At 44.0% G+C, this 12,996-nt stretch carries 14 protein-coding genes; all 14 read left to right on the top strand.

Annotated elements, in window-relative coordinates:
• The first annotated feature begins 1 nt into the window (after position 1).
• From DQN58_RS03300 to DQN58_RS03365, 14 genes are read left to right on the top strand one after another with little or no spacing between them, the layout of a single operon-like run.
• Positions 2-253: an acyl carrier protein gene (locus DQN58_RS03300; protein WP_005715813.1), complete on the top strand. Its 252-nt coding sequence runs from the start codon at positions 2-4 to the stop codon at positions 251-253.
• Entirely contained in the window at positions 253-1,917 is a 1,665-nt protein-coding gene (locus DQN58_RS03305) for an AMP-binding protein (protein WP_032997742.1), read from the top strand. Before DQN58_RS03300 ends, DQN58_RS03305 begins: the two co-directional genes overlap by 1 nt.
• Before the next feature lie 48 nt (positions 1,918-1,965).
• Positions 1,966-2,511, top strand: a complete 546-nt coding sequence (locus DQN58_RS03310; protein WP_032998066.1) for a COG4648 family protein — start codon at positions 1,966-1,968, stop codon at positions 2,509-2,511.
• A complete protein-coding gene (locus tag DQN58_RS03315) occupies positions 2,504-3,814 on the top strand; it encodes an AMP-binding protein (protein ID WP_005715819.1) in 1,311 nt (436 codons plus the stop codon). The genes DQN58_RS03310 and DQN58_RS03315 overlap by 8 nt, the downstream gene beginning before the upstream one ends.
• A complete protein-coding gene (locus DQN58_RS03320) occupies positions 3,811-4,533 on the top strand; it encodes a glycosyltransferase family 2 protein (protein ID WP_005715821.1) in 723 nt (240 codons plus the stop codon). Before DQN58_RS03315 ends, DQN58_RS03320 begins: the two co-directional genes overlap by 4 nt.
• On the top strand, positions 4,530-5,450 hold the full coding sequence (locus DQN58_RS03325; protein ID WP_005715823.1) for an LpxL/LpxP family acyltransferase: 921 nt from the start codon (positions 4,530-4,532) through the stop codon (positions 5,448-5,450). Before DQN58_RS03320 ends, DQN58_RS03325 begins: the two co-directional genes overlap by 4 nt.
• The gene (locus tag DQN58_RS03330) at positions 5,443-5,904 is read left to right on the top strand and encodes an acyl-CoA thioesterase (RefSeq protein WP_005715825.1); all 462 of its coding nucleotides are present in this window, start codon (positions 5,443-5,445) and stop codon (positions 5,902-5,904) included. Before DQN58_RS03325 ends, DQN58_RS03330 begins: the two co-directional genes overlap by 8 nt.
• Positions 5,904-6,488 (top strand): LolA family protein, encoded by a 585-nt coding sequence (locus DQN58_RS03335; protein WP_005715826.1) that lies wholly within the window; start codon positions 5,904-5,906, stop codon positions 6,486-6,488. Before DQN58_RS03330 ends, DQN58_RS03335 begins: the two co-directional genes overlap by 1 nt.
• Before the next feature lie 7 nt (positions 6,489-6,495).
• Positions 6,496-8,769 (top strand): MMPL family transporter, encoded by a 2,274-nt coding sequence (locus DQN58_RS03340; protein WP_005715827.1) that lies wholly within the window; start codon positions 6,496-6,498, stop codon positions 8,767-8,769.
• Between the two features lie 6 nt (positions 8,770-8,775).
• Positions 8,776-9,252, top strand: a complete 477-nt coding sequence (locus DQN58_RS03345; protein WP_005715828.1) for a hypothetical protein — start codon at positions 8,776-8,778, stop codon at positions 9,250-9,252.
• Between the two features lie 7 nt (positions 9,253-9,259).
• Positions 9,260-10,483, top strand: a complete 1,224-nt coding sequence (locus DQN58_RS03350) for a beta-ketoacyl-ACP synthase (protein WP_005715829.1) — start codon at positions 9,260-9,262, stop codon at positions 10,481-10,483.
• Positions 10,476-10,919, top strand: a complete 444-nt coding sequence (locus tag DQN58_RS03355; RefSeq protein ID WP_005715830.1) for an ApeP family dehydratase — start codon at positions 10,476-10,478, stop codon at positions 10,917-10,919. The genes DQN58_RS03350 and DQN58_RS03355 overlap by 8 nt, the downstream gene beginning before the upstream one ends.
• 49 nt (positions 10,920-10,968) lie before the next feature.
• Positions 10,969-11,697 (top strand): 3-oxoacyl-ACP reductase FabG, encoded by a 729-nt coding sequence (gene fabG, locus DQN58_RS03360; protein ID WP_005715831.1) that lies wholly within the window; start codon positions 10,969-10,971, stop codon positions 11,695-11,697.
• A 39-nt stretch (positions 11,698-11,736) separates the two neighbouring features.
• A complete protein-coding gene (locus tag DQN58_RS03365) occupies positions 11,737-12,981 on the top strand; it encodes a beta-ketoacyl-ACP synthase (protein WP_005715832.1) in 1,245 nt (414 codons plus the stop codon).
• Positions 12,982-12,996 lie beyond the last annotated feature (15 nt).

A 12,996-nucleotide genomic window follows, 5' to 3' on the forward strand; every position in this document is an offset into this window, starting at 1 on the left:
TATGACCGAACAAGAAATTCGAGATTTATTGACTGAGGCGCTTGAGTCTTTATTTGAAATCGAACCGGAAAGAATTAAGCCGGAAACCAATCTGTATGAAGATTTAGAAATTGATAGCATTGATGCGATTGATTTGATCGATCACATTAAACGTAAAACAGGCCACAAATTGCAAGCGGAAGATTTTCGTAATGTCCGTACCGTAGATGATGTGGTCAAAGCAGTGCTAAAAATTAGTCAGAGCGTTCAATAATGCGTAAATATGCCCCAACCGATCTAATTGCACTCGACCCTGTATGGTGCTATTCAGATTTCGAACAAAAAGCGTATCAAATGTCCGCAGAATTTCAACGCCGTCAGATTCAAGCTGTTGCAGTGTGGTTGGAAGACGGTGCCAAATTGGCGTGTACGCTTTTAGCCGCTTGGCATGCCAAAGTGCGGGTGTTTTTCCCGCCGAATGTTACGCAAGAAAGTGTAGCGTGGGTGAGTGCTCATGCGGATTTGTGGCTAACCGATGTAGAGATTCACTCTTCCTTGGCAGTGTATTTTGATGATTTTGGTGCACAACAGTCTTGTCAAAAACACGCTGAAAATCGACCGCTCTTTGATTATGACAACCAAACGGAAATTTGGCTGAAAACCTCCGGCAGTACCGGTGAGGCAAAAACAATCATTAAAACCGCAGAGCAAATGTGGCTTGGTGCGGAAGTCTTGGCGGAAGCCTTGCCGTTTAAAGCAGAGAATAATGTGACGGCTATTAGTACGGTCAGTATTCAACATATTTATGGTTTAACCGTACACATCATGATGTCCTTGGTCAATGGCTGGCAAATTGGGCGTAAGCAACAATTTTATCCGGAATGTATGCTTGCTGAAACACGGAATACCGAACAGACAGTGATCGTCAGTAGTCCTGCCATGCTAACCCGTATTGACTGGTTTAATACGACAATGCCGAAAAATATCGTCGGTGTGATTTCTTCCGGTGGCGCATTACCGGAAGAAACTTCAGAACAAATGCGCCATTTATTGCAGCAGCCTGTCATTGAAATTTATGGCAGTACGGAAACCGGCCCGATTGCGATTCGTGATGATATTCATTTATGGCAAACCTTGCCGAATAGTCGTTTAGGCTGTAATGAAGATGGCGCACTATGGATTGAGGGATGTTGGCTTTCGACACGTGAGCAAACGGCAGATGTGGTGGAGTTTCTTGATGGTGGATTCCGTTTATTAGGGCGTAGTGATCGTATTGTCAAAATCGGTGATAAACGTACTTCATTAGCCGGTATTGAAGCCAAGTTAAACCAACATGCTTGGGTTGAGGATTGCTATATTGCGCAACATCCTGAACAACCTCGATTGGCTGCTTGGGTCGGCTTAAATGCACAAGGGATTGAAATTTTAAGAGAGAATGGTCGACGTCATTTGATAGATCAACTTAAAGCCTATTTGGCTGAAACACAGGATAAGACGGCGATTCCACGTTTTTGGCGTTTTACGGATAAATTGCCGCGCAATAGCCAATCTAAAATAAACAAACTGGAATTTAACCGCACTTGTATTGAGCCAAAGCGTGAACCGATTTGGTTAACCGAACAGCAAACTAAGCGTCATTATCAGGCAACCGGCAAAGTGCCATTAGATTTGTTGTATCTTAAAGATCATTTTGCAAATTTCCCTTTAGTGCCGGGCGCAATTGAATTGCAATGGATTAGTGACAAGATTAAAGCGTTGGTAGCGCAGGATGTTGAATTTAGCCGTTTGGATAAATTGAAATTCCAAAAATTCTTACGTCCGAATGACTGTTTTTCTCTTGAATTAAACGTCGCCGAGAAACGGGATAAAGTCACTTTCCAACTGAAAGTAGAAAATGATATGTGCTGTAGCGGCGTCGCAGTGTTATCGTATCGTTAATCATGTTATCACTTGTTTGCCTCATAAATTGTGTTGCCTCTTGTGAATATTATTAAGATTATTATCAACCTTTTACTGACGTTAACCGGTATCGCTTATCCGATACTGTGGCTATTCGCCGATAATCAGCAAATGCTGTTTCATTTACCTTGGATTATGGCGCTGCTTTGGGCGTTTAAAGGGGCTGTTCAACAGCAGGGGCAACGTTATTTTGCCTGGTGTATGGCGTTTATTTTAGCCGTGGTGGCGCTAACCCGCTCCATTGAAACCATGTTTTGGTACCCTATCGTCATTAACGTGTTAATGCTTTCGTTATTTGGTGGGAGCCTATTGCGTGGGCAAACTGTGGTTGAGCGTTTAGCGCGTCTTCAAACACCGGATTTAAATGAGCATGGTGTTCGTTATACCCGAAAAGTCACCCAACTATGGTGTGGGGTTTTTATTGTAAATATCTTGATTACTGCCACAGCCATTGGATTGGAATATTATGATTTTTGGGCACTCTACACCGGTGTGATTTCCTATTGCATTATGGCGATTGTGATGGCCGGTGAATGGTTGGTCAGACAAAAAGTAAAAAAACATTATGAATAATCTACGGGATCCTAATGCACTAATTGCCCGCCATCCTGACTGGCAATGGCAAGACTTTCTAACAAGAGCATGGCAAATTTCAGCACAATTAAAGCAAGAACAGATTAAATCGGTTGCTTTTTGGTTTGATGATGCGGCATCGTTTGCATGTGCTATGCTGGCGTGTTTTCATTCCGGTACGCGTATTTTACTTCCTCCTAATTTGCTTTCGGAAAATCAACAATGGATCAAAGAAAATGCGGATTTTCTGTTTGATGACACTCTGTTTAATCATTACGGTATTGAAAAAAAATTCCCTGAAAACCTACCGCACTTTGATTGCCATCATTCCACGGAAATTTGGCTAAAAACCTCAGGCAGTAGCGGACAGGCGAAAATATTGGTCAAAACAGCTCGGCAAATGTGGTTAGAGGCGGAAGCCATCCATCAATCTCTTCCTTTCCCGCAGGGGAATCATATTCATTTAGTATCTAGCGTTTCTGTGCAACATCATTATGGCCTTTCATACCGTATTATGTTACCGCTTATTATGGGGTGGACGATTGCACGTCAACAACAGCCTTATCCCGGACATTTGATTAAAGAAAGTTTTGTTGCACCGGCAAGTATTTGGATTAGTAGCCCAATGCTTTTGACCCGCTTAAACCTGGATGATGCGAAGTTACATCAATGCCCTTTGCTAGGAATGATTTCCTCCGGCGGTGTGTTACCGACAGATACCGGCAATGCTATTCGGCAACAATTGAAGGTTGATGTGATTGAGTGCTACGGCAGCACGGAAACCGGCGCAATTGCTTTCCGTGCCGATGATGGTTTGTGGCAGCCGACTGCAATGACTAAGGTCGGACTGAATACCGAAGGCGCCTTATGGGTTGATTCTGCTTGGCTAAATCAACGGGAGCAAACGGCAGATGGTGCGGAATTATTTGAAGACAAATTTCATTTATTAGGGCGGATTGATCGCATTGTGAAGTTTGGTGACAAGCGTATTTCATTGGTGAACATCGAGCAGGATTTATTGCGACATCCTTGGGTGGCGGATTGCTATATCGCACAGCATCCGGTGCATTTCCGACCGGCGGCTTGGGTTGCGTTAAACCCCGATGGTATACAATCCTATCGACAACGTGGACGACGTGCCCTAGTGAGTCAGTTACGTCAGTTTCTAATGAAAACTCAAGAACATGCAGGGTTGCCTCGTTTTTGGCGCTTTGTGGAAACACTGCCTCGTAATAGCCAATCTAAAATTAGTAAGCCTGACTTTGAACAAGCCTTTTTAGCAGAAAAAGAGGATGGTCTATGAACAAGGTCATTGTCATTGTTCCTCACTACAACCATTCCAATACGATAGGACATGTCGTTCAGCAGGTGTTGAAACAACATCTCCCGGTGTTGATTGTCGACGATGGCTCTGCCGAAACTCACGTGGATGTCTTAAAAACATTGCAACATATACCTAACGTTTTTGTGCATTACTGCCCGACTAACGGGGGCAAAGGTGCGGCAATGAAAATCGGCTTCATGAAAGCGGCTGAAATGGGGTTCACGCATGGTATTCAGGTGGATGCCGATGGTCAGCATCACCTTCCAGATATGGCAAAAATGTTGCTCGAAATGCAAAAAAATCCGACCGCACTTATTTGCGGTAAACCGATTTATGGCGAGGATGCACCGAAAGCGCGTTTATACGGACGTAAAATTACAGATTTTTGGAATGCTATTCATACGCTTTCTTTTGATATTAAAGATGGCATGTGTGGTTTTCGTCTTTATCCTTTAGCGCCGATTTTGGATTTAATGGAAGTGGAGTTGTTAGGAAATCGTATGGATTTCGATATCGATATTGTGGTGAAAGCCCATTGGCATCAAATCCCCTTAATTTGGGTTGATACGCCGGTGCGTTATCAACAGAACGGCATATCTCATTTCCGTGGCTTTGCAGATAACTGGGGCATCAGTAAAATGCACAGCCGTTTATTTTTCGGTATGTTGGCACGAGTATTGACGGGGCGTAAAGTATGAGCTCTCAACATTGGGCAGAGCAAAATGAGCGCGGGAGTAAGCTCTCCTTAAATTTAACTCGTCTTATTGTGCAATACTGCCCGTTGTGGGTCATTAAACTGGTCACTTTTTTTGTAGTGAGCTATTTTTTCCTGACGTCTCAAAAGGCTCGACGTAATATTCGTCGCTATCAACAACGACTCCAACAAACCTTTCCTCAGGTTAATTTGCCCCGTTATCCCGTGTTTTGTCATTTTTTAGCCTTTGGTGAGGCGATCACGGATCGTTTCGCCGTCTGGCAGAAAAAAATTCGTTATGCCGATTTAATTGATGATGACACGGATAACGTCTATCAAGCGATTCGTTCAGGAGGTCGTGGACAAATTCTGGTTTGTTCTCATTTTGGCAATATCGAGATTTGTCGTGCGTTGGTCGATAACCCAAATCATAGCAATTTTAAGCTAAACATTTTGGTGCATAACCGTCATGCACAAGCCTTTAATGAATCTCTCGAAAAGGCAGGAGCCACTTCCTTACCATTAATTCAAGTAGAAGATTTGGATGCGGCAAAAATGTTGGAGCTACATGAACGGCTTGAGCGTGGTGAGTGGATTGCGATTGCGGCCGATCGCGTGCCGGTACGCGGCGATAAAACGCAAAAAGTGGATTTCTTAGGTGCTCAAGCTTCCTTTCCACAAGGTGTATGGCTGATGGCAAGTTTACTGAAAGCCCCCATTAATACGGTCTTTTGCTTAAAAAAATGGGGCGACTATCATTTAAAATTGCGTCATTTTTCCGGCCCTATCGAGGGGCACGGAAAGCAACGAGCTGAGAATATTGAACAGGCAATGCAACGCTATGCGGATTTATTAGCGAAAGAATGTGCCGAAAACCCCTTGTATTGGTTTAATTTTTACGATTTTTGGGAAGATGATTAAAATGTTAAGAAAGAAAAAAGACGTTTATTGTCACCATGCCTCTGAATATGAAATCCAGTTTTTTGATGTGGATTCTATGAATATTATGTGGCATGGGCATTATGTGAAATATTTGGAAATGGCGCGTTGTGCCTTTTTAGACGAAATTCATTACACCTATGATGTGATGAAAGAAAAAGGCTACGGTTGGCCTATCGTCCAGTTGAATTTGAAATATGTGAAACCGGCGTTGTTTCGCCAAAAAATTCGTGTGGAGCTTTCGTTGGTGGAATATGAAACCTGCATTCGCATTGATTATATTATTCGTGATATTGCAACGAATGAGAAACTCACTGCAGGTAGCACAACGCAAGTGGCCGTAGAAATTAAAAGCGGAGAGATGCAGCTGCAGACACCGCCTTGTTGGCGAAGTGCGGTGGAAAATCACCCGACTTTCCAACGGGAGACGGCATAATGCGTATTTTATTGACTATTTGTTTATTGTGGTTGAGTCCGTTGACTTGGGCATTTTCTGAAAATGAACTTATTACTTTGTTGCAAACCCCGCAAAACGTGCAAGGTGATTTTACCCAACAGCGTTTTCTGAAATCTTTAAATAAGCCAATTACCACCCAAGGTAAATTTGTCTTATTGGCGCAAAAAGGGCTTTTATGGCAAATGGAAAAACCCTTTACTAATCAGCTCCGTGTAAAAAAAGACGGCATTATGCAATGGGATGGAAAGCAATGGGTGGCAAATGGAAAAATGGGACAGGCGGAACAAATCAGTTTGTTCCTCGGTTTGTTATCGGGGGATATTTCCGGGTTAAAAACGCAATTTGATGCAATGCTGGTTGGTGAAGCGAAAAATTGGTCTTTAACGTTAACCCCAAGTTCGTTGCTGATGAAACAGATTTTTAATCATATTGAAATTCAAGGTGATAGCGTGGTGAAAACCATTGTGTTAGATGAAAAACAAGGAGATAAAACCCAAATTCATTTTGACAATGTTCAGCAAAACCAACCGTTAACGGCGTTCGCTCAGGCGGCGTTGGAATAAAAAAACGATGAAAAAATCCACCGCACTTGCCTTTCTTTATGCTTCATTTTTACTGATCACCTTGTTGCTGTTTGGCTATGCTGTGAAGCAAGGTCATTGGCTACAAACGGATTTGCGCGCTTTATTGCCGCAAGAACAAGGATGGTCGTCTTGGCAGGCGAAGGCGGATCAACATCAAGAAGAACAACTCAATCAACAGGTGATTTTGCTGGTCGGCCATTCGGATGCGCAAACCGCCTTTACATTAAATGCGTCTGTGGCGCAACAATGGCGGGAAAGTGGGTTGTTTGCTCAGGTGAATGAGCGAATGCAGCCGGATATTGATGTGTTACGCAATGAAATCAAACACCTACGTTTAGCCACCTTGCCTCAAGAGATTCGTCAGCAGTTATTAACGGCACCCCAAGTTTATTTCCAACAATATGCGGAACAATTGCTCAATCCTTTTACGCAAAGCAATTTATTATCTTTAGAGCAAGATTGGCTAGGGTTGGGGCGTTTTGTCTTGCCTCAGGCACAAACACAAAGTCGTATTCAATGGAATGCGATAAATGGCATGCTTTATGTGACGGAAAATGATCAAACATGGGTGTTGTTACGAGGCGTATTGCGACAGAGTAGTTTGATTAATCCATCTGTTAATTTGACCGCACTTTTGGCGCAAAATCGTCTTCAAATTGAAGAAAATAAAGGGCAAATGCGTGCTGCAGGTACGGCGTTATTTGCGGCTCATGCCAAAGTGAAAGCAGAACAAGAAAGCACTTTCATGAGTATTTTGGGCATTAGCCTGACCTTATTGTTGTTACTATTTACGTTTCGAACCTTTCGTGTGCTTTGGTTGTTTTTGCCGATCTTAGCCGGTATGTTAAGTGGCGTGACGGCAACGGTGTACGCATTTGGACAAATTCACATTTTAACCCTTGTTATCGGTACCAGCTTAATCGGTGTGCTCATTGATTTCCCGCTTCATTGGCTTTCATCTTCACTTTCTCATGTTACTTGGAACGCCGCTCAGACCATGCGGAAATTGCGTTTTACCTTTTTGATTAGTCTATTGGTGACTTTGCTCGGGTATGGCTTGTTAGGTTTTACGGTACTTCCGGTATTAAAACAAACCGCACTTTTTTCTGCCGTAGCGCTGATTGCTGCGATGTTAGCGACCTTGCTCTTTTTGCCGCCACTATTTCGTCATTATCAGGCAAAACCTTTGCTTTCCCGACCTAAAGTGCGGTCGATTTTTACGCTGTTTTTACACTATAAATTCGGCATTTTGGCGAAAAGTATCGCTTTGCTTTTTGTTGCGGCAGGGTTGTTTCAATCAAGTTGGCGCGATGATATTCGCGAATGGGTTGCTATGCCGCAGGGAATGCTGATGGAAGCAAAGCAAATCAGTGAGTTAACGGGCATTGATTTAGGGAATCGTTATTTCTTGGTACTTGCAGAGAATGATGATGAATTACTGGAAAAAGAGACTGTCTTGACTCAGCAACTAGAGGCGCAAAATATTCCGTACCGAGCCTTATCTCAATGGCTTATGTCCACAAACCAACAGCAACAATTCATTCAGCAATTCACTGCGGCGGTCCAACCGCAAGATTATGCTGTGTTGCAAGATATAGGGATTCCGCCGGAAACTATCCAAACCGCTTTGCTGGCGTTAGGTACAGAAACGCCTTTATCCTTGTCTTCTGCCTTGCAACAACAAATCGGGCAAGCGTGGCAAACGTTATATTTGGGGTATTTATTGCCGGAGAAAGTTGCCGGTATTGTGCAGATTGTTGGTCAATCTGCCTTTCCGTTTGAAAATTTGGCCAATCAGCAAGATATCTTTTGGACGGATAAACGATCGCATTTGAATCAAGCATTTCAAGCCACCCGTGATCAGGCAGCCTGGCTTAAAGCAATGTCATTTTTGTTTGCCGGTTTATTGTTATGGCGTTTCTTTGGTGTGAAAAAGACGGTGACCATGTTATTGCCACCATTATGTGCCATTGTGTTGACGATAGCCATTTTCGGCTGGGTAGGCTGGCCAATCAGTTTATTTACGATGTTCGGCTTGTTATTAGTGTCTGCCATCGGGATTGATTATACCGCCTATATGCAAACGGCAAATGAACCTTTATACGGTAAGTACATTGCGGTATTATTGGCGGCGACCACAACGCTCATTTCCTTTGTTTTACTGGGCTTAAGCTCAACACCTGCTGTTGCCTCTTTTGGTTTAAGCGTCAGTCTTGGTGTGTTATTCAGTGTTATCATTACGTTTAAAATGTTGCGGTAAGGAAGTATGAAATATTGTTTAATTCTCTTTTTTGCCATGTTAACGGCGTGTAGCACATTACCAACGGTAAAACAGTTGCCGGCGCATCAAGGCATTCGAGTCTTTAAAGTCGAACAAGTGACGGCTGAAAATCAATTACAGCAAGCCAGTTTGTTAACCTTACAAATGGATGCACAACAATGGCGTTGGGTGCAAACGGATCCGCTTGGTGCACCGTTAGCGAGAGTAATTTTAACTAAACAAGGGTGGCAAAATGACGGTTTTGTTATGCCGAATCAACAGGCTCGTCAGCTCTTTTCCGCCCTTTCTACGGCGTTAAACCCGCAGCAACCTTTATTTGATTTTAGCGCTGTTCAGCCTATTTCAAACGGCGCAGATTATTTTGTTAAACAGAAAAAAGTATGGCAAATCAGACAATTGCCATCCATGATTGAAATCGATTTGTCGGATCATAGCCATTGGCGAATCGAGGAACTAAATTAAGAGAAAAATGACCGCACTTTATTTAAGCAAACCGGCAATCCTAAGCAGTTTAGGTGAAGGTATCGAGAGACATGTTCAATATTTACTGAATGCCGAGGATTCGCCACTAAAACTTTCCGAGCGTGCTTTTCATATTTATGGGCTAGATGGAAAACCACGCGTCTTTGGCGAAGTGAATGTTCCTTTACGTCCTTTCCCACAGAATTTACCGGAAATCCATGTGAGCCGTAACAATCAATTACTGTGGCATTGTTTGGCGCAAATAGAAGATCAGATCGTATCGGTCATTCAACGTTTTGGAAAACATCGTATTGCCGTAGTAATTGGCACATCGACAACCGGCGTTGATGAAAATATTCCGGTGTTTAAATATGCGGCACAACATCATGACTGGTCAGGTGAATCCTTTAAACAACAGCAACAATATTTTTCTGCACCGGCTGATTTTGTCGCTTATCAATATGGTTTGGAAGGGCTAACTTACGGTATTTCTACTGCCTGTACTTCCGGTGCAAAAGCATTAATCAGCGCCGCGCGTTTATTAAATGCCGGCTTGTGTGATGCGGTGATTTGCGGTGGGGTAGATGAACTTTCACCTCTCACGATCAGCGGTTTTTCCTCTTTGTCCGTGTTGTCCGATAAACGTTCTAACCCGCTTTCGGTTAATCGTGATGGCATCAATCTTGGTGAAGGCGCCGCTGTTTTTATCATGACACGAGAAAAATCAGAGGAAAGCAACATTGCGTTGTTAGGTTACGGCGCAAGTAGCGATGCTTATCATATGTCGTCTCCGCATCCTGAAGGTGAGGGCGCGATTGCTGCGTTTCGTGCTGCACTGAACTCAGCCAAATTAGCAGCGGATGAAATCGGTTGGATTAATTTACACGGCACGGGCACAGTACATAACGACCAAATGGAAACCTTAGCGGTTCATCAGGTGTTTGGTGATAATACGCCATGCACCACGACCAAACCCTACACGGGGCATACTCTTGGTGCAGCTGGGGCTGTAGAGGCGGCGATTGTATGGGGTATTATCGATCGTACATTGAATCCAACAGGTAAGTTGCCTGCCCAATTATGGGATCATCAGACCGATGCCGCATTGCCGACAATAAATATCACCCATGAAAAAAGTCAGTGGGCTAAGTCACAACGTATTGGGGCGAGCAGTTCTTTTGCTTTTGGTGGAAATAATACCGTATTGATTTTAGGGGAACGACATGGCTGATTTAACCTGTCCGATAACAGACATTGCACCTTTGGTGCCGCACAGTGGCAAAATGATTATGCTGGACAAAATTCTTGATTTTGGTACAGATTTTTTGATTGCCGAGATGGAGGTTAGACCGGATAACCTTTTTCTTCAGGGGGAGAGGCTGCCTAGTTTTTTAGGGGCGGAAATTATGGCGCAAGGCGTTGCCGCCTGGGATGGCTGTAAATGTGCGCAACTCGGAAAACCCATCGGATTAGGGTACTGGCTGGGTTCGCGTAAATTAAGTATTCATCAGCCTTATATTGCTATGGGCAGTAAATTACGTATTCAAATTAAGCTTTCCATTGAAGATGCTTCCGGTTTTGGCGTGTTCGATTGCCAATTAATCGATGCTCACAGTCAACAGATTATCGTGGAAGGCGCGTTAAATGTCTTCAGACCGCAAGCGTAAATTCATCGCTAAAAACCACCGCACTTTTTATCTAATCTAAGGAATTTATATGAGTGAAACAGTTTTAATCACAGGTTCTAGCCGAGGTATTGGCAAGGCGATAGCCTTACAGTTGGCACGGTCAGGCTTTGACATTGTGGTACATTGCCGTAGTCGATTGGAAGAGGCGGAAGAGGTTGCGCAGGTTGTTCGTGAATTGGGTCAACGTGGTCGCGTATTGCAGTTTGATGTCAGTCATCGTGCGGAGGTCGCAGAAAAGCTACTTGCCGATGTGGAAGAGAACGGCGCTTATTACGGCGTGGTATTGAATGCAGGACTCACCCGTGATAACGCATTTCCAGCCTTAACCGAAGAGGACTGGGATCAAGTATTGCGTACGAATTTGGATGGTTTTTACAATGTATTACATCCGATTATGATGCCAATGATTCGTCGCCGAAAAGCAGGGCGTATTGTTTGTATTACATCGGTGTCGGGCTTAATCGGCAATCGTGGTCAGGTCAATTATAGTGCTTCCAAAGCCGGGATTATCGGTGCGGCGAAGGCGCTTGCAGTGGAATTAGCAAAACGTAAAATTACGGTAAACTGTGTGGCGCCGGGATTAATTGATACGGATATTCTGGATGAAAATGTGCCTATTGATGAAATTCTAAAAGTGATTCCGGCTGGGCGAATGGGCGAGCCGGAAGAAGTGGCACATGCGGTAGATTTTCTCATGGATGAGAAAGCGGCTTACATCACCCGCCAAGTGATCGCCGTGAATGGCGGTTTATGCTAACGCATCTAGAAACCATGAAGACGTCAAAGAGATAAATTAATGAAACGAGTTGTGATTACGGGAATCGGCGCCGTTACTGCCTTTGGTAAGGAATGGTCGTCTGTCAAAGCGGCTTTCCAACGCAAACAAAATGCGGTACAGGCAAAAACAGAATGGGCAGAACGTTATCCTGAGTTGGGCGCTAATCTGGGGGCCGAAATTTTCGATTATCAGCCGCCGGCACATTGGAATCGTAAACAATTACGCAGCCTCGGGCGGGTGTCACAATTTGCCGTGGAAGCCGCCGAACGCGCGTTAGCCGATGCCGGGTTATTGGATGAAAACGGTGAAATTCTGGCTTATTTAAAGGACGGCAGAATGGGCGTTGCTTGTGGTTCTTCGACAGGCTCTACCAATGATGTGCGTGATGCGGCTGAATTACTTATGACCGGTAAATCCGATGGTTTTAATGCGAATACTTATGTGCGCATGATGCCGCATACCGCCGCCGCCAATATCGGTATCTTCTTTGGTTTGACCGGACGAATTATTCCTACTTCTAGTGCGTGCTCTTCTGGTAGCCAAGGTATCGGCTACGCTTATGAGTCAATAAAATACGGTTTAATTCCCATGATGTTGGCTGGCGGTGCGGAGGAGTTTTGCCCGTCGGAAGTCTATGTGTTTGATTCTTTATATGCGGCCAGCCGCAATAATGCCAATCCGGACAAAACACCACGTCCTTATGATAAAGATCGTGATGGTTTGGTTATTGGTGAGGGTGCCGGGATTTTTGTCCTCGAGGAGCTGGAGCATGCGCTTGCCCGTAACGCTAATATTATTGCAGAAGTCGTGGGCTATGGGGCGAATAGCGATGGTGCGCATGTGACCCGTCCGCAAAAAGACACAATGCAACGTTGCATGGAATTGGCATTAAAGGATGCTCGTTTATCTCCGGAAAATATTGGTTATGTGAATGGACATGGTACGGCAACAGAACAAGGTGATATTGCAGAAACGCTCGCGACAGAAGCCGTATTCGGTCACATTCCATTAAGTTCACAAAAAAGTTATTTAGGCCACACACTTGGGGCTTGTGGAGCGTTAGAATCCTGGTTCTCCATTGAAATGATGCGTGATGGCTGGTTCGCACCAACCATTAATCTAGATCATATTGATGAGCGTTGCGGCAAGTTAGATTATATTCAAGGCGATGGCCGTTATATTGACACGGATTATGTCATGAACAATAACTTTGCTTTTGGCGGTGTGAATACATCGTTAATTTTTAAACGCTGGCAGGGTTAATGTGTAAGGTTGGGT

It is taken from the genome of Aggregatibacter segnis ATCC 33393 (assembly GCF_900476035.1).
Classification (GTDB): Bacteria; Pseudomonadota; Gammaproteobacteria; order Enterobacterales; family Pasteurellaceae; genus Aggregatibacter; species Aggregatibacter segnis.